This window comes from Paenibacillus sp. UASWS1643, assembly GCF_008693195.1.
GTDB lineage: Bacteria > Bacillota > Bacilli > Paenibacillales > Paenibacillaceae > Paenibacillus > Paenibacillus amylolyticus_B.
On the sequence record NZ_VXKZ01000102.1, the window covers coordinates 171421 to 189245 of the forward strand.

The window sequence follows — 17825 nt, forward strand, 5'->3', positions numbered from 1 at the left end:
GTACAGGAAGGCACGTTGATGTAACTTGCATTAGTTCACATATGCTGTTTTAAAATGCGCTACTCTATTTCTCTCAGATCAACGTACACGTAACCTACACCAACTTTGCCCAGAGGGTCCGTAACCTTCACCTCAATCCGAATAGGCTCACTACTCGTCCCCAGTGCAGTAACGTATAGTTTCTGTCCATCCATTCTGACATCTGCCAATTGTGGATCAGGAGAGTCAGCCAGTAGGATGAGGGTCGACCTGGCGTCATCTTCATCCTCAAACATAAAGGACAGGTCGATCTCAATCTCATCTCCATGAACATAAGCGATATTACCCGCAGGTGCCTCCACCAGTACAGGGGGAGCATCATCAAAATCATACATATCCAAACGTTGCAGCAACGTGTGATGCAGTGTGAAGTCAGGCTCTTCTCTCAGGGTTATGGAATTGTTACTCACATCCAAGTATTGCAGACTAGACAATTCAGCAATTCCAACGGGAAAATGAACAAGCTCATTACTGTTCAGATCTAGTTCTTGTAAGGAATCTAGTCCGCTCACATCCAATAAAGCAAGTCGATTATTCGCGAGTTTCAGATACTCCAGCTGATTCAATCCTGTAACATTAATCTGCGTCAGTTCGTTACCGGATAAATCAAGCCAATTCAAGTGATCGAATCCAGAGGCATCCGCTTTGCTTATGGCGTTTCCGGACAGATCAATTTCGGTTACATTCAATCCTTTGAATATCTCGACTCCTGTCAGATCGGAAATACCCGCATTTCTCGCATACAACCCTCCATTGGTCTGAATGAGTGCTTCCACCAATTCATCTTTGGTCAGTGGATCATCCACATCCTTTTGCAACCAATAAGCAATAGCTCCAGCCAAATGTGGATCAGGGAATTGGCGACTTATCGTATTGGCCTGTACCTTAACCTTGAGTTGTGCCGTAACACTTGCGCCCTGGACGTCAACTGCTTTGATCGTCAGCGTTGTTTCTCCAGCAGCCTGTGGAACAAGTCGAATCACTTTTTCTACGACAGTAGAGGAAACAAGGGTTGCATCTCCGGCTATGACACTGAATTGCAATTCATCACCATCTGGATCACTAAAATACGTCGAGACGTTCAAGTCCAATGCGGCATGATCTAGTGTAAGTTCCTGATCAGGCAAACCGCCGCTAATAACCAGTGGCGCCCTGTTCCCCGTACCTGGATTGGACGGAGTGGAAGGATTCGTCGGAGTAGTTGGCGCAGATCCACCTCCACCACCGGTGCTTCCATTTCCATTTCCATTTCCATCTCCATTTCCATTCCCTGGTGCCGCCCCGGAATTACCGTTTGCGTTTCCTGTACCGTTCCCTGCGTTATTGCCTCCTGAAGTTGTACCCTGTACCTCGGTTACCTTTCCTGGCTCATCAGGTTTGGATTCCGAATTGGCGCCCTCTTGACTCGCAGCTTCATCAAGAGCTTGAATGACTTCAGTTGCGCGTAATGCGATCACGGCCATTTCCTGTCTGGAAGTAGAACGCTTCGGCGCAAAGTTTCCATTGTCCCCTTTCAAGATTTCCAACTCAACAGCCTGTTGTACACTTGGCAAAGCCCAGGCACTAATTTCGGAAGTATCCTTAAATGACAACTCTTTGGTCAAATTTAACGTTTCATCATATCCTTTAGCCTTCAGAGCCCGAATAATCGTTGTTGCCAGCTCTTCCCTTGTTACCAGACCAGCAGGACGAAACGTACCATCCGGATAACCATTCATAATTCCAGCCAATTGAAGTGCACGAATATAGGAACCATTCTCAGCGTTACGATCCAGATCCCTGAATAACTGATCTGGAAGCTGGACTGACGACAGCACGTTCAATTCCAATAGTTGAGCCAGTGTATACGCAAGGTCCCCTCTTGTTAACGTTGCGCTCGGGTTGAAATTCCCTGCTTCATCCGCCAGAATCATCTGTTGTTCGGCAGCCCTTTCAATGGCTTGCTTGGCCCAAGGTGCTGCCTGCTGCAAGTCACGAATGTTTACTGCATCGGTCGCTGCGTGCATTGTCCCGGGAACAGAAATGACGGATAAAGACAGAAGGGCTGCCACATAAGGCGAGACCTTACGGATCTTATTTTTCTTATGATCTTTTCGTTTGGATTCTCGTGTTGACATCTTTTAACGCTACCTCCCACATGAACATAAACCCTGGTGTCAGCAAAGACTCGTCAGAGTTATTTAATTATCTTCATTGTAGGAGAGAACTTTGCTTGAAAACAGTCTACAAAAGAGTAGACACTGTTTCACAAAATTATAATAATCCCTGCTGCTCCGCGATTTGTACAGCATGAGTACGACTGCTCGCACCCAGCTTTGCAAACACTCGGCGAATGTGTGTATTAACAGTTCCGGGTGAGATGCCAAACTCGGCAGCAATCTGTTTGCTGGTCAGGCCCTCAGCGATGTGACCAAATATTTTTTGCTCCATCGGGCTGAGTCCCACTTCTTTTGTATCCAGCTTGGCCTCTCCTGCAGATGAGAGGCCTCTCAATCGTTTGTTTCTTGCAAAAGCAGATAATAGCTGCTTCACATAAGCCATTTTCACACCATCATCATGTATCGCCTTTGTACGACGCAGATAGAGATAGTCCTGCAGCAACTGTTTCATCTGTTCACCTTCAGCAACAAATGAACGAATATATCCTTCGGGTCCTCCCAGCACCAGAGCACGGGATAACGCTACAACACCGGCATCTGTGAATCCCTGCTTGTGCAGCATGATTGACTCTAGCAGAGCACACTCTACCTGTTCAGTGAGCCAGTCCCGTTCTTCAGCCTTTTTACGGATTCGTCTCAGTTCCTCTCGTGCATGATCATACTGTTCAAGAACGATCATCGCACGTATGCGAATCATGGAAAGGAAAATCTGATCACAGCTGATCTCAGCAGCCACATCTCCTTCGTTTGCAGACTTAGCCAGAATGGTTTGGGCCGATGCCACCGGACTCATTTCAATTAAAATTCGGTATTGATGTGCTTCCAGTGCTGGCTGCCAGTACTCCATATCCTTCACAGATAATAATCCTGAGACCTGCTGAAGCAGTTTCAAGCCTTCTTCAGGTCGACCCAGTGTAAGTTCAAGTCTGGCTTTGAGTACATAAGCTGGGACAAGCAACGCAGCCACCTTGATCTGCAAAGCCACTTCAAGCGCTCGGTCCGCATATCTGACCGCTTCTGCAATTTGATTTTGCTCCATTAAAATCTCACCATATCCAACACCATAGTAGGACGTTACATAGGCATGTTCAGCATACCAACGTTCCGTAATCGCTCCGAAGCAAGCTTCCCCACGCCTCAAGTAGCCATTAACGCCATGGAAGCTGCGCAGGCGCATACTCTCTCTCCGATCATAGTCCATATACTGAAAGGCAATATCATCAGGATAGCCCTGATCAATGTAGGACACCAAATAATGAGCCAGCCCATCTAAATCTCTATTCAAATAGGCCATGTAAGCTCGCATCACACATATAACTTGCAACAAATAACCGATGATCTCAGGTTCCAGCCGCCCTTGAAGATGCACCCGGATCACTTGTTCCAGTTCATCAAGCTGCTTCACCATCTGTCCATAAGGCATTTCACGTGCAACAAGGAACAGGTAAGACATATATAATTTGGGACGTGATTTCACGATCTCCAGTGGCACAACATCAAAGTATCGCCGGAGCGTCCACCACTCTCCCATAATAAAATGGGCAAACAACTCTTCTAGCAGTCTCGCTGCATCCTGCATGTGTTGTCCGAGAATATAATGATCCAACGCTTCTGCCGGGTATCCCCGTTGTTCATACCAAAGTGCAGCAAGAGCATGTAATTCATTTACTTGTTCAGTACCACAACGATCCAGCTCACGCTTTAGAAATGCAGAGAACAAATGATGATAACGATACCAGTGCGCTTCCCGATCAAGTGGAACAAGAAAAAGATGTTCCTTCTCCAGTTGCCTTAACAATTGTGGAGCTTCCTGCATATCACTTAATACCTGACATAAACTGCTGTTCATTCTTCTCGTGATCGCTGTCCGGAGCAGAAATTGCTGCATTTCCGGTGACTGACGCTGGAATACCTCTTCAAGCAGGTAATCTGAAATCGTTCTCTCGCCAGCAGGTCCATGATCTTCACGTGAGAGAGGTGACGATACCGAATTCATAGGGCTGACCAACGCATTTCCACCCCATGCGTGAGATAAAGCGAGCAGCTTCAATCCGGCAGCCCACCCCTCCGTCTGCTGTACCCAACCACGCGCATCTCCCCCGGCAATATCCAATTGCATAATCTCTTGACAAAATTCAATGCCCTCTTCTGGCGTAAATGCCAGTTCCTGAAGTGTAAATTGCTTCAATTCACCTCTCAGACGCAGCTTTTCAAGCTTGAACGGAGGATATGTTCGACTAGACAGGACTAGATGAATGGATAGGGGGAGATTTTCAATAAAGTATTGCATCTGTTCATGAATCTCCGGCTGGGTTACTGCATGATAGTCATCCAGAATAAGCAGCGTATGTTGATTGGTCTGGGCAACACGGTTCAACAATAATATCAATGCTGACCTGGGGTCTATCGGGTACCGATGCAAAAAATGTGGCAGTACATCACCGCAGAGTTCCTTAATCACTCGATTCAGTGCATGAATAATGTAGAGCCAAAACTGAAGCGGGTCCTGATCTTTATCATCCAGGCAGACACAGGCTGCTTGAACAGCTTCACTTCTCACCCAGCTGCCCAACAGTGTTGATTTTCCTGAACCCGCCGGGGCAGTCAACAAAGTGACTTTGGATTGGAACAATTCTTTGCGTTGCAAACTTAGCCGTGGACGGTCCATTGTATCTGCTGGTAAGGGTGGAAGTTCCAGTTTGGTTGTTAAAATCATAAATTGAAGCCAGTCCCCGTGGAGACCAGCGGTATGTTCCTGTTGCATGAGATCCTCCCGAATCAGCACCATGGTGCACTTTTTTCCGATTCATTATATGTACATTCAGATAATCTAAGTATACAAGGAACCATGACTATGCCCCACATATTTTTGAACAGAAACAAACGACAAACAAACCCTGCACGTTGAATTGATTGCAGGGTACCATTTGCGTTGTGAAGCCATGATCCAATCGACGCTTTCTATCTTCCTGTCTGTAGCAACTTATAGTTTACTAGAATATAATTCAGTCCCGATAACAGCGTAACTCCTGCTGCCAGCCACAATAAAATTACATCAACTCGCACCTCAGTCAGCAAACTAAACGGAACATTGTTCAACAAAATGGCAATGATCGCTGCCACCTGAAGCACCATTTTGATTTTTCCATACCGATCGGCTGCAAGAGCAATACCCTGTTCTGTGGCTACCATTCGTAATGCAGTAATGACAATCTCACGTCCTATAATGATTACTGCAATCCATGAACTGATCATATTCTCCTGCACCATCATGACCAGCGCTACCGCAATCAACAGTTTATCCGCCAGTGGATCAAGCAACTTTCCCAGATTCGTGATCTGATTATATTTTCTTGCCACATATCCATCTAATTTATCCGTACCTGCCGCTACCGCAAAAATAACTAGTGCAATCATCACGCTTTGCTGATGGAGAAAACAGATCATGAACAATGGAATCAACGCGATTCTAGCCAACGTGATTTTATTTGCCAGGTTCATTAGATATCTCCACTCCTCTTATCCATGTTGGCTAACTGACCTTTTTTCCATTTACGAATTCGGGTCCGAAACGATTTAAACGGGGCTACCGAATTGATCTGGATCCACTTCACCATAGCCCACCCGGGCTTCGTTCCTGTCCACTGTCTCATCCCTTGTACAAATAACTCCTCTTCACTCAGGGAGTCAATCCAGTTCTGCCATTGTTGTTCTGTCTCCCGAAACAAAGAGCGCAGCTCCTCCAGCGTATAACTTGAATATTTCACGTAAAATGATTCATTTAACGACCCCAACTGGTTCCATTTATATCCTGGTGCCGGCATATGACTTTCAAGTCCCAACTGTTCATTGCGCTCCCAGTCCATCACCATGTTCATCCATCCTAACTGGTAGGCGATCATCTGGGCAGGAGTCTTATCCACACCCTCAACCCACTTATCTTTATCACTGTCATGGATGTCATTGAACTCACCCTCAAACAATACATAGGTGCGTCGAATCGTCTCACTTAATTCTTTCTTCGAGGCATATAAAATTCCAGGCACGCTACTCCACTCCCCTCGTTTCACCGTTTTACATGAATCAGAAGCAAGGACTCTATCATCATTTCGACCCGATTCCATAATCATCCTTTTTTTTCAGTTTGCTCTATTCATTTCTGCAAGAAAAAAGGGCAGTCTGTAAACAATACAGCTGCCCTTTACTCAACCTATTTTGCTATATCAGCATACTCCTGATCCCAATTCTACAAAGCTTCCTTAATCACCCGTTTATAGTACCACACGGACAACAGACCAAAGATCGAATATAACAATGTATAGACTATCATGACAATGACTGTAGGTGTCGCCAACTCTGTGCCAAAGAAGAACCACCCTGATTTTACGGCAAAATAACTATGGCTCAATCCTACCATGAGCGGAATACCGAAGTTAAACAACTGCTTGATCTGAATGCCACGCAACAGATTGCCTTGCGTAAATCCGAGCTTTCGCAGAATGGTATAATCGCCCTTCTCCTCTTCACTCTCATTCATTTGTTTAAAGTACAGGATACATCCCGATGTAATTAAAAACGTCAAGCCTAGGAATCCAACAATGAACATAATTAGGCCCATCGTGTTACGTTGGTTATTTCTGAACTCAATCTGGGAGAAACTTGGGGCTTCCAACTGCTGCTCCTTATATACAGCATATGCCTCTTCAGTCTGCCCCTCGTTCAGAATACGTACACCATAGTAGTCATCCCACTCGGCTTTCTGCAGCTCGGGATCGATGTCCTGCTTCAGTTGCTGATATACCGTCTCATCCACGACCGCTACAGGCGTGCCCCCAGTATAGTACGCGGGAAGGACGCCTTGTTTGGTTGTTCCGATCAGTTGTTGTGCCAGCCTATGTTTCAACCCGTGCAAGACGATTGGACCTTTCTCCTGAATGGAAATTAACTGTTGAATGGCATTTCCATATCCCATGAAGACCACTTCGCCTGGTTGTAGATCAATGTTATCTACCATCTTGTCACTCAACACACTACTGAACAGGTACTGTTCCGTCATGGACTCATCCATCACTTCATGAGCATCAATTTCAATGTAAATGGGCTGTCTGTGCTTCTCTTCATATGGAATCTGTTTGTGTTCCAACTCCGTCACAAAGCGATTTTTCACATCCGCCTGAGCAAAAGAGAAATCCTCCGGCAAACTTTCCTTGGCCTGAGTCTCTGCTGAATAATACGAAATGTAACTGAGCGACAGCATGCCAATAGCAAGCGCCGACACAGTTGTAATAATCGTGAGCAGCAATGCATTAGATTTCATGCGGAACATGATTGAAGATAAAGATAACACTTCATGAATGGATAGGTAGCCGTTTTTGCTTTTGCGAATCAGATTAAAAATAAAACTTACCGAACCCTTATAGAACAGGTATGTGCCCAGTATGACCGAGAAGAGAATCAGAATCATCGTATACATCAACTGCTGCATATCCATTGCCTCACCGCTGAACAGCCGTGCAGACATGAAGTATCCATACACAATCAGAGCAATGCCCAAGACGCCAACAATCATCTGTCCGACAGACATCTTCTGCACCTGCTGCTCCGAAGTGGCAGACACCCGAAAGAGTGAGAGAATGCTCTGTCTCTTGATAAAAGAGTAGTTCATCAGCATGATGAGCATATACATTATCGTAAAGACAATCACCGTTTGCATCAGTGCCATCGGAGAGAAGTACAGTTTCGTAATCGCGTCCACACTGAGAATTTTGAACAGTATCATCAATACCAGCTTGGACGCAAGAAACCCAATTAACACACCGATAGCCATGGAGCCAAAATAGAGAATACTGTTCTCCGCACTCAAAATGCCAAAAATTCTGCCTTTCGTCAGTCCGATCAATTGAAATAATCCAATTTCTTTGCTGCGCCGCTTGATAAAGATTGTATTGGCATAGAGCAAAAAAATACCGACAATGACGATTAACAGTACCGAAGATGCGCCTATAGCCGCCGCACCTTTCGTTGAAGCAGCTACCTCATCCATGGAAGGATCATACTGTAACGTCACAAAGGAAAAATATAAGGCCACACTGAACACAAGCGCAAAAACATAGAGATAATAATTCTTCAGATTTTTCCTGAGATTGCGGAAGATAATATAATTCAAGCTCATTGCTGCACACCACCCAATACGCCCTGGGTTTTGATAATATCGTTGAAGAACGATTGCCGTGACTCGTCTCCTTTATTCAACTGGGTGTAAATCTGACCGTCTCGAATAAAGATCACTCTGCTGCAATAACTTGCGGCAACCGGATCATGGGTAACCATAATAATAGTCGCTTTTCGTGCGCTGTTCATATCACTTAACTTGCCGAGCAGATCCGAAGCGGACTTGGAATCCAGCGCTCCTGTCGGCTCATCCGCAAAAATGATACTCGGCTCGTGGACAAATGCTCGTGCTGCCGAAGTCCGCTGCTTCTGACCTCCTGAAATCTCAGATGGATACTTATCTTTCAACTCGTAGATTCCCAGTTCACGGGCAATCTGTTCAAACTTCCGGTGTGGCTCCTGTTTTGGAATGCTCGTGATCGAGAGCGGCAATAATACATTTTCCTTTACCGTCAGTGTATCCAGCAGATTGTATTCCTGAAAAATAAAGCCCAGATGATGTTTGCGGAACTCAGCCAGCTGTTTCTCCTTCATTCCGGTGAATTCCTTGCCCTCAATATCAATCGTGCCCTGGCTCACCCGATCGATGGAGGAAAGTACGTTAAGCAGTGTCGTTTTGCCTGAACCCGAAGGCCCCATAATACCTACAAACTCTCCCTTGCTTACCCCAAGATCAATCCCCTTCAGCACTTCCTGTTTATTCAGTTTATTACCATAGACTTTATGAATTTTTTTGGCTTCCAGTATCCACATATCCCACTCACTCCTCTTAGATCTTCTGCAAAATGCTCATGTCTATATCATAGGCGGAATGTGCAGTGTTATCGTGTGATTCACCGAACAAAACCAAAAAGCATGTGACATTGTTGTCACACGCCTGCAAGATGCACCATGTCGTTTTTTCGCGGAAAAGTAAGTGTGACGGTTGTGCCCTCGCCAAGAGAAGATTCTACATGAATGTTCATATGAAGCGTCTGGACCACTTGACGAACCAAATATAGTCCCATCCCGGTAGCCGCCCCATCCATTCTGCCTCGGGTGGACGTAAATCCTTTATCAAATATACGCGGCAGATCTTGAGTCTCAATCCCTCGCCCGTGATCCTGAATCATGAGTATGATGTGTCCATCTTGTTCCCGACTTTCAATGAGGATGTCCGATGAATCGCTATATTTCACCGCATTGCTCAACAACTGCCGGAGGATGAAGCCTAACCATTTGCTGTCTGTGAGCACACGCGATACCATTAAAGACACATCAAAGCCAATGCCTTTGGAAATGCACCACGATTTCAGTGCTCGTATCTCGCTATTCAATACCGGTTCAAGTTCCGTTTCTTCGATGAACAGATCATTATGCATAAACGGAATACGCTTCTGATGAAGCTGCTGATCCAGCAACTGATGAATTCGTAACCATTCATATGTCATTTGGCTCTGCAGCTTGTCATCTGGCAAGCGCTCGATCATCAGTTGTAACGCTGTCAGTGGGGTCTTCACCTCATGAATCCAGGACAACATCTCGTCCTTCTCCTGTTCCAGAGCGATAAAATGATGTGACGACTCCTTACGATACCGCTGTGTCTGGGAACTGACGGCCTCATGTACAATCTGCTCATATGGACTTTCGGCGATATCGAGTTCTCTTAGATCATAGGTATGATCCCAGATGCTCAACTTTTTATAGAAACGGGTCTCTTTCAGGTATCTCGCCCAGATAAAAACAAGACATACCACCACATTCAGTCCTACGATATACACCACAGATTGGAATGGAATGGACGAGTCCAGGTAGGCCACCAATAAAATAATAAGTTGCATGCTTACCAGTAGCCATAACCAACTAGCCCTTTCTCGTATGTACTTTCCGATCATGCTTCTGCCTCTTCCGTTGCCATGTACCCCTGACCTACTTTGGTTTCAATGTAACGCTCCAAGCCGATGGGTTCAAGTTTCTTCCGTAACCGATTAACGTTAACCGTCAGCGTATTGTCACTCACAAAATGCTCATGATCCCACAAGCTCCGGATGAGGTCCTCACGAGTAACAATCTGATTTTTGTGCTCGACCAGCACTTTAAGGATGAACATCTCATTTTTGGTTAACAGAACAGATTCATCCCCGCAGGTCAGTGTATTTTTCACATATTCAATAGCAGCACCGCGCCAGGTTCGAAGTTCAATATGCTCTGTATTATAGTTATACACCCTCCGCAAAGTCGCTTGGATCTTGGCAATCAATACATCGAAGTGAAAAGGCTTCTGGATAAAATCGTCTGCACCCAAATGCATGGACATGACCATATCCGCAGGATGATCCCGTGAGGACAAAAAGATAATCGGCACATTAGAGTGCGAACGAATGATCCGGCACCAATGAAACCCGTCATATTGGGGTAACTGAATATCAATAATGACCAGTTGCGGCTGAATTACGCTGTACTCCTGCAATACCCTTCCAAAATCCTGCACACCATACACGTCATACGACCATTGGGACAAACGTTCCTTGATTTCATTGAATAACGATTCGTCGTCTTCAATGAGCATAATTTTAAACAAGAGACTTCACCACGTTTCTGATCTTCTAAGGTTGAATAAGGTAATTAGACTCCGTTGATGCAGGATCACCTTTACCGTTACAAATCGTACTTCCGATCGCTGATTCCAGTGTACAGGGAAGTTGGGCTTATATCAAAAGGTATCTCTACTTCGTAAAGAAATCGATCCGAAATACATATATTCCTATTAACTCTCAATGGTGTGTATAACATGGCTTGCATCACTGTGTTCGTCCATCCGCTCGATTAACTTCATCGCTACGTCTCGTGGCGATCTTAATTGTCCTGCTTCATATACTTGATTGAACATACCTGCAAGGGCGAACTCCTCTGCACTTTTGCCTCGTGCAACAGCCTGCAATTCCGTATCGACCATCCCCGGATCAAAAGCAATAATCTCAACAGGGTTCTGTTGGCCCGTTTGCTCCAGAGATACGCATTGGGTGAACATGTTCAGGCCTGCCTTGGATGTACAGTACACTGCCATTGAAGGCGCAGGATAACTTCCCGAACCCGATGAGAGATTAACAATTGTACGTCTGGCGGATAGGTGATTTGTTTGTTGAATAAAAGATGAACTCAATATCATCGGCGCTGCAAGACTGATGTTAAGACTCTGACTTACCTCTGCCGCACTGCACTGATCGATAGGTCTTAGAGGCTCCAGCATCGCTGCATTATTAATGAGTCCAATGCACTCGGCTTCCTGAGACGGAATTTCGTCCAATACACGTGTAACCAAATCATCAATCCCCGTCAGATCGGATAAATCGTAATGAACATGGCAGTAACGCCCGCTCCATTCCTCGCCTGATTCCAACAGATCCGAACCCCCGCGTGAAATACCGTAAACGTAATCCCCCTTAGCCAATAATAACTCTGCAAGTTGTAAACCGATCCCTTTGGATGTGCCTGTAATGATAAAGTGTCTTCTTCCTGTTTCTGTTCCCATTCCGATACCACTCCTCCTCTATTTTCAATGCATGTTATTCCCCTGCTCTTACGAGTTTTTCTTTCTCCACAACGTGGCCCACAGAAAAGGTACACCAAAACACGGTTCATGCTGCTCCATCGCCTTCATTGCACGGAACTCCACACATTCAAAGCCATCTTCCAGCATGTAGCGAAGCTTCTCCTCCGTGAACGCAAGACCGCCTCGCATCGACTTCTCTTGATACACCTGCCAATCATTCATAACGATCTCAGGCCCACCAATATCGCCAAAACCAGGAGCAAAACAAGTCATTCCAAAGTATCCTCCAGGCCGGAGTGCATTGTGGACCATCTCTATGTAAGGAATTCGCTGATGTGGTAACAGATGATGCAGACAACCCGAGTCGTAGACAAGATCATATTCTTGCTCTGGAGCCAGTTCGAACACGGAGCGACATTCAAAATGCACGTCCAGTTGCTCTTCTGCCGCCCTTTCCTTAGCCCAGGCTATAGCTGTCTCGGAAAGATCATAAGCATCTACCTGATATCCTTGGCGGGTCAGATACAACGCATTTCTGCCCGGGCCACAACCCAGTTCCAGTGCCTTGCCGCCTGCCAGCACACCTTCGTTCATATGCGCTACCAGATTCTCATCCGGTTTGTTTGGAAAAAAGGGGATTGGTCTATTCCGATCCTCATAGAAAGGCTCCCAAAATTGCTTGGCAGATCTGAAGTCCGCATCGAGCATATCATATAGATCCTGTACACTTTTAATCGTCTTTTCCACAACCACATTCCTCCTTAAATACTCCATTCCAACCTTCATTTCCGACGCTGTTCATTCTCAACACTTTCGTTAAATCAGCCAAACTCTATTATAACATTTTTACCCAGTAGTTCTCTATTTTTCTTGTGCTTTTCTACTCCAAAACATAAGCTTTTTCCCAACAAAAAAACGACCGACATGAATGTCGATCGCTTATAATCGTAGCGGTTTTGAGTTGTAATTTACTTCGCCCGTTCCAAGACTGCAAAGTAATTTCCTTCATTATCCGCAAAGTTGAAAACACGCCCCGTTGGCATCTCGACAATCTCTCCAACCGTTACATGTTTACTAGCCAAGTCGGCATATAATTGATCCAGATTTTCGGTGAAGAACATTAACGAAGGTGTGCCCAGATTTACACCCGCCGACATCCGCTCCACAGTATCTTTGTCATGGAGAATAATGCTCGTCTGGGAGTCTGGGGTAGGAGCGATCTCAATCCATCTCATGCCCTCGTCAAGGTTTACTTCATCCACAATGTGGAATCCAGCGACTTCAGTCCAAAAAGCCAGTGATTCATCTTGATTGTTGACATACAACATAACCTGGCCGACTTTGCTAAACATGGATCAATCACTCCTCTGATCATCTAATCTCCCAACATCCTGCTTATCATTCCTCAAATTCCAATAGAGTATAACATGCAGGACAACTTTTTTATCATCTTTCTTGGTAAGTACTAAGTAAACATTAGACTTATTGCGTGGCTTTTAACTTCTTCGTAAGATAAAGTACAACATCGTCGTCCATAATCGTTTCTTCACCCGGCTGAATGTAATGATCATGTTTGTGTACACCGTGACCGTCTGGTATGTACCCGCGATGGGCGTATAGAACTTGCGCTTTGCCATAATCGGAAAACACACCTACACCAATACCTGCTACATCCGTTCGCTCCAGAATAACTTCCTCTGCTCGGTCCATCAACCGTGAACCAACACCTTGGCGCTGGAACTTCATCAGCACGTTAAAATCGTTAATTTCGGGAATGCCTTGCTCCCTGAAAGACGGGTAGCTGGAATACCACAATACATTCACGTATCCGGCAAATTCTCCATTCAACTCGGCTACCAAGGTTACACGGTCCCCATTCTGTTGTTCAGCCAAGTAATGAAGATACTGCTCAGCGAATCTCCCCCACCCCTGCTCCTGAAACGCCTTTGATATGATTACAGGATCACTCTCATTTAATAATCTGATATGTACAGTCATTAATGAATTCTCCTTAATAATATATTTATACTAACTATATTCCCAGTCTATCCCGAAGCGATGTGATGTGAGCAACATGGTGTTTGCCATGCCAAGCATACATGCCCAGATTATAATCCAGTCTTGTCGTTTCTTCTGATGAGGGATGATAAAATTGTTTGGCATAATCTGCATCTGTCAGCGCGTTTAACAGAAACACCCAACGACGATGGAGCGCATCCAGAATCTGAAGCGAGAACTCAACATCCAGGTCCCTTGAATCACTCAATTCAGCCCAGCGCTCTTCATAATACGGTCGAATCGTAGGTGTATCCTCTGTCAGTGCCAACTTGAAACGAATCATACTGTTCATATGGCTGTCTGCCATGTGGTGAATGACCTGTTTGAGCATCCATCCACCTTCTCGATACGGCAGACTTAATTGCTCTTCACTTAGTCCCTTTACCGCTTCTCGTGCGCGTTCAGGCAACTCAGCAATGTCCCGAATCCACTTCTCCCGCTGTGCCAAAGTAACTTCACCCGTGTGTACAAATGGTCCTATCGGAAATCTTTCATCCATCCACCATTCCTCCTTGTTTGTATGATTCAAAATAACTTTATACAGGATCTAGAGAGCATATTCCATAAGCCAACAGTCTCTCATCTGTCCTTCATGCTGCTCATGTTCCTCCAACAGCTTAATCTTTTGGAAACCACATTTCTCATAACAGGATATCGCTCGCAAGTTCCAGGATTGAGGGTCCATAACCACTTTACGGGCTTGTTGTTCATTAATCAGATAAGCCAGCATGGATTGCATCAACTGTGTACCAATGCCTTTATTCCAGTAGTCTACCTCACCAATAAACTGATCCGTTCCATAGATGATCTCATCCGTATCTCCATAACCATACTCCCTTCGCTCTTCTTCCTCAAGCTCATAGAACTGAATGTATCCAATCGGATTCCCTTCGTACTCAACGATACAACGAGTAGCAGCATCATCCTGATTGTAAAAATGTTCTCTCACATGCTCCAGGTCATGCGGCCGATCACGCCCTTCATAGTATTGAAGAACTTCCGGGTCTGACAGCCACTTCACCAGATGGTTTTCATCTTCTGTTTCCAAGAAACGTACGGTGATTTCATTCGATTCATATACATTCATCATTCTGATTACTCCTTATTGATCTCCAGATTCTCACCCGTAACCCAACTCAGATCCTTTCCTAACAAATGCTCGTTGTGAACATAATACACCATGGGATTCTCAAGTGGTTGAGTCGTTCCATCATAAGAGCTGAGCGTTAACCGCAACTTGTAGCTCCCTATCTCATCAGGTATCGCAAATCCTATCAGATTATCAGCTGATTTCATGGTTTTCCCCTGTGCCTTCAGATACTTTTCCAGAATGACTTGATCAAGATAGGAGCTGCCAACAGACGAAGGCATGTACCACGCATCATCTTGTTCTTCAGCGAATGTCACCCCTTCCCATCCAGGAACAATCGGATACACCATGTGTTGATCCTTGTCTTCTCTTTTTCGCGTTATCTCTAACTCTACCTCAACTACATCCGTATCAATCTGCCTGATTGTGCCTGCCATCACAACATCCTGAGCACTCACACTTGGAATAACATAGCTGTATATGAGCAGAGTCACCAAGAGGATTATCGTTATTCCCGTAATCCAAAATATTGTACTTTTACGCATCTGTCTGATCCTCCCGTCTCGTTAATCTTACTTCTGGAGTAGCTCCTTCTCTGTTAAAGATTGAGTTAACCTATCCAACTCAGGTGATGCCGTCCAATCACTGGAGGTATTCAATCCATGCTTGATTGTATGTATCGCGCTATGTGCAGACATGTATATATTATGGTGGATTCCAGGTTGGACAATAATGTGCTCTCCTGCACGCATCACTCGAATCGAAAACATCTGATCGTCTCCATAACTGGCATACGCAATCCAGCCGGTTTGCACCACATAAAACTCCGTTAGATTGATATGTACATGACTGTTTTGCCATGCTCCCTGGGAAGAAGCAACGGTTCTACAATAATAACTGCCATCTTCTGCTATCATTTTATATTTTTGTTCCCCATTCGCCATCTGCTCGAAGCTGGTTTTGACACCCGTTTCACCATATTTCTGTTCTGAAAATTCTGTGTTCAATCGGCTTCATCTCCTGACAAAAAATCCCTTTATTTAAACATTCGACATAGGTAAGTCGATTCTCCTGTTTGGATATGCGATATATCTTTGCTAAAATATGAAACGCTTCTCTTCCAGCTTCCGTATTAAGGTCGAAGCCGTATGTATCCCATAAAATAAACCATCTGATCTGGAGGTTGAGCGCATGTCATTTTTCAAGAAAATGTTAGCCAGTGTAGGTGTTGGAGCAGCCAAAGTGAATACAGAATTGCATACACCTGAGGTCACACCTGGAGGAATCATCTCGGGGGTTGTGTACATTGAAGGTGGAGATGTGGAACAGAACGTAGATCGAATCTATCTTTCAATCAAAACCCATTACATACGGGAGCGCGATGATCGCAAAGTAAAAGAAACAGCCGTTATAGCCAAATATCTGCTCACCGAAGGTTTCACATTACAGCCTGGAGCCAAATTGGAGAAAGACTTCTCATTTGACCTGCCAGAAAATCTGCCAATTACACTGCATCGTGCAGAGGTATGGGTAGAGACGGGCCTCGATATTTCAAGTGCTGTAGACCCCTCAGACCGGGACAGACTGCATGTTGTTCCTAGCAAAGACATGAACACCGTGCTCGATGCAATTGATATCCTTGGTTTCAAACTACGTGAAGTCACCAATGACTATGCACCAAAGCTGGGCGGCAATCTGCCATTTGTACAGGAATTTGAATTTGTACCAACAAACAAATTCCGTGGGCATCTGGATGAGTTGGAAGTGCTGTTCTATCCGATGGGCGATTCGCTGGAACTGCTATTACAGATCGACCGCCGCGCTCGTGGGCTCAGTGGAATATTCTCCGAAGCCATGGGTACGGATGAAAGTTTTGTCCGCCTGCATCTATATGAAAGACATCTGGCGCGAGGGGCGCATTCTGTCGCTCAAGGACTGGAAGAAATCATTTCCAAACATATTTAATCTATAGTTTGTTTAAACGAAAAAAAACGTCCTCTATCAGATGCATCGTCTGAAGGAGGACGGTTTCTTGGTTGGTTCAGTTTCACAAGACAATACTTCAAGAACGCTGTGTCCAGCGCTGCATTCCTAATCGAAGACCGTAATATGCTACGGCGAGCAAAACAAATCCGGCAACAGCCATGATTATGGATGTTGTATCCCACCGAACAATAGTTCCAAAAGCAACCTTGGATTGCAACGGGGTACCCGAAAAAGCGGTGTTTGTCAGATCAGGTACGTAATTCATGCTCATAATCATGCCTTGGACGACATTCCAAGCTGCAAAACCGATGATGAATAACAGGGTAACCAGAACGGATTCCATCGCTAATCGTTTGTTCATGCTTGTCATTTTGCCTCCTCAATTATGGTTGTGAAGGATTGCTCTTTACGAAGTCTCTTCCCAAATCAATTAGACAAGAAGTGCTTCATCTCCTGTTTTAGACGATCTTTATTTGCATCCACATATTGATACAGCAGGTCAAAGCTTTCTTCGTTATCTGATTGCATGCTTAAATTCGCGGCTTCCAGTTCAATCTGCTGCAATACCTCATGAATCTGTTCCCCGTGTGTTTGCAGGCTTGTCGTGATGTCATCTTCGGACAGGCCATTCACATTATCTCGTAATTGACCGTGAGTTACGCCGCTTTCAGACAACATCTGCTCTATTTTCTTGAGGATCACGGCATCTGCATCATCGCCGATCCGCTCCATAGCTGTTATCGTCTCACCCAGATACTGCCCGCTGGCATTCTCAAGGAAACCGGTCATC

General features: G+C 45.1%; 19 protein-coding genes. 1 reads left to right on the forward strand and 18 read right to left on the reverse strand.

Features of this window, described 5'->3' with window-relative positions:
- Positions 1 to 59: 59 nt before the first annotated feature.
- From FE296_RS09845 to FE296_RS09920, 16 genes are all read right to left on the reverse strand, one after another.
- Positions 60 to 2156: an S-layer homology domain-containing protein gene (locus tag FE296_RS09845; RefSeq protein ID WP_150364857.1), complete on the reverse strand. Its 2097-nt coding sequence runs from the start codon at positions 2154 to 2156 to the stop codon at positions 60 to 62.
- Between the two features lie 136 nt (positions 2157 to 2292).
- On the reverse strand, positions 2293 to 4962 hold the full coding sequence (locus FE296_RS09850; RefSeq protein WP_190945117.1) for a winged helix-turn-helix domain-containing protein: 2670 nt from the start codon (positions 4960 to 4962) through the stop codon (positions 2293 to 2295).
- A gap of 197 nt (positions 4963 to 5159) precedes the next feature.
- Positions 5160 to 5699 (reverse strand): CDP-diacylglycerol--glycerol-3-phosphate 3-phosphatidyltransferase, encoded by a 540-nt coding sequence (gene pgsA / locus FE296_RS09855; RefSeq protein ID WP_150364859.1) that lies wholly within the window; start codon positions 5697 to 5699, stop codon positions 5160 to 5162.
- Positions 5699 to 6244 (reverse strand): ClbS/DfsB family four-helix bundle protein, encoded by a 546-nt coding sequence (locus FE296_RS09860; protein WP_223868834.1) that lies wholly within the window; start codon positions 6242 to 6244, stop codon positions 5699 to 5701. The genes pgsA and FE296_RS09860 overlap by 1 nt, the downstream gene beginning before the upstream one ends.
- 200 nt (positions 6245 to 6444) lie before the next feature.
- The gene (locus FE296_RS09865; RefSeq protein ID WP_150364860.1) at positions 6445 to 8370 is read right to left on the reverse strand and encodes an ABC transporter permease; all 1926 of its coding nucleotides are present in this window, start codon (positions 8368 to 8370) and stop codon (positions 6445 to 6447) included.
- The gene (locus FE296_RS09870) at positions 8367 to 9122 is read right to left on the reverse strand and encodes an ABC transporter ATP-binding protein (protein ID WP_150364861.1); all 756 of its coding nucleotides are present in this window, start codon (positions 9120 to 9122) and stop codon (positions 8367 to 8369) included. The genes FE296_RS09865 and FE296_RS09870 overlap by 4 nt, the downstream gene beginning before the upstream one ends.
- A gap of 116 nt (positions 9123 to 9238) precedes the next feature.
- Positions 9239 to 10243, reverse strand: coding sequence for a sensor histidine kinase (locus FE296_RS09875; protein ID WP_124113629.1), 1005 nt, complete (start codon positions 10241 to 10243; stop codon positions 9239 to 9241).
- Positions 10240 to 10929 (reverse strand): response regulator transcription factor, encoded by a 690-nt coding sequence (locus FE296_RS09880; protein WP_091014945.1) that lies wholly within the window; start codon positions 10927 to 10929, stop codon positions 10240 to 10242. Before FE296_RS09880 ends, FE296_RS09875 begins: the two co-directional genes overlap by 4 nt.
- Positions 10930 to 11115: 186 nt before the next feature.
- A complete protein-coding gene (locus FE296_RS09885; protein ID WP_150364862.1) occupies positions 11116 to 11880 on the reverse strand; it encodes an SDR family NAD(P)-dependent oxidoreductase in 765 nt (254 codons plus the stop codon).
- A gap of 48 nt (positions 11881 to 11928) precedes the next feature.
- Positions 11929 to 12648 (reverse strand): class I SAM-dependent methyltransferase, encoded by a 720-nt coding sequence (locus tag FE296_RS09890; protein WP_124113627.1) that lies wholly within the window; start codon positions 12646 to 12648, stop codon positions 11929 to 11931.
- 221 nt (positions 12649 to 12869) lie between these two features.
- The gene (locus FE296_RS09895; protein ID WP_150364863.1) at positions 12870 to 13253 is read right to left on the reverse strand and encodes a VOC family protein; all 384 of its coding nucleotides are present in this window, start codon (positions 13251 to 13253) and stop codon (positions 12870 to 12872) included.
- 130 nt (positions 13254 to 13383) lie between these two features.
- Complete coding sequence (locus FE296_RS09900; RefSeq protein ID WP_150364864.1) at positions 13384 to 13899, reverse strand: GNAT family N-acetyltransferase; 516 nt, start codon at positions 13897 to 13899, stop codon at positions 13384 to 13386.
- Between the two features lie 34 nt (positions 13900 to 13933).
- Entirely contained in the window at positions 13934 to 14458 is a 525-nt protein-coding gene (locus FE296_RS09905; protein WP_150364865.1) for a YfiT family bacillithiol transferase, read from the reverse strand.
- Positions 14459 to 14506: 48 nt separating this feature from the next.
- Complete coding sequence (locus tag FE296_RS09910; RefSeq protein ID WP_124115478.1) at positions 14507 to 15046, reverse strand: GNAT family N-acetyltransferase; 540 nt, start codon at positions 15044 to 15046, stop codon at positions 14507 to 14509.
- An 8-nt stretch (positions 15047 to 15054) separates the two neighbouring features.
- A complete protein-coding gene (locus FE296_RS09915; RefSeq protein WP_124113623.1) occupies positions 15055 to 15594 on the reverse strand; it encodes a hypothetical protein in 540 nt (179 codons plus the stop codon).
- A gap of 27 nt (positions 15595 to 15621) precedes the next feature.
- The gene (locus FE296_RS09920) at positions 15622 to 16056 is read right to left on the reverse strand and encodes a hypothetical protein (RefSeq protein ID WP_150364866.1); all 435 of its coding nucleotides are present in this window, start codon (positions 16054 to 16056) and stop codon (positions 15622 to 15624) included.
- 184 nt (positions 16057 to 16240) lie between these two features.
- Between FE296_RS09920 and FE296_RS09925 the strand changes: the two genes are divergently transcribed.
- Entirely contained in the window at positions 16241 to 17014 is a 774-nt protein-coding gene (locus FE296_RS09925) for a sporulation protein (protein ID WP_124113621.1), read from the forward strand.
- A 97-nt stretch (positions 17015 to 17111) separates the two neighbouring features.
- On the opposite strand, the gene FE296_RS09930 is transcribed toward FE296_RS09925, so the two are convergent.
- Positions 17112 to 17396, reverse strand: a complete 285-nt coding sequence (locus tag FE296_RS09930; RefSeq protein WP_150364867.1) for a hypothetical protein — start codon at positions 17394 to 17396, stop codon at positions 17112 to 17114.
- A 65-nt stretch (positions 17397 to 17461) separates the two neighbouring features.
- Positions 17462 to 17825, reverse strand: a 364-nt coding sequence (locus FE296_RS32690; RefSeq protein WP_486187796.1) for a DMP19 family protein, incomplete at its 5' end; no start/stop codon positions are given.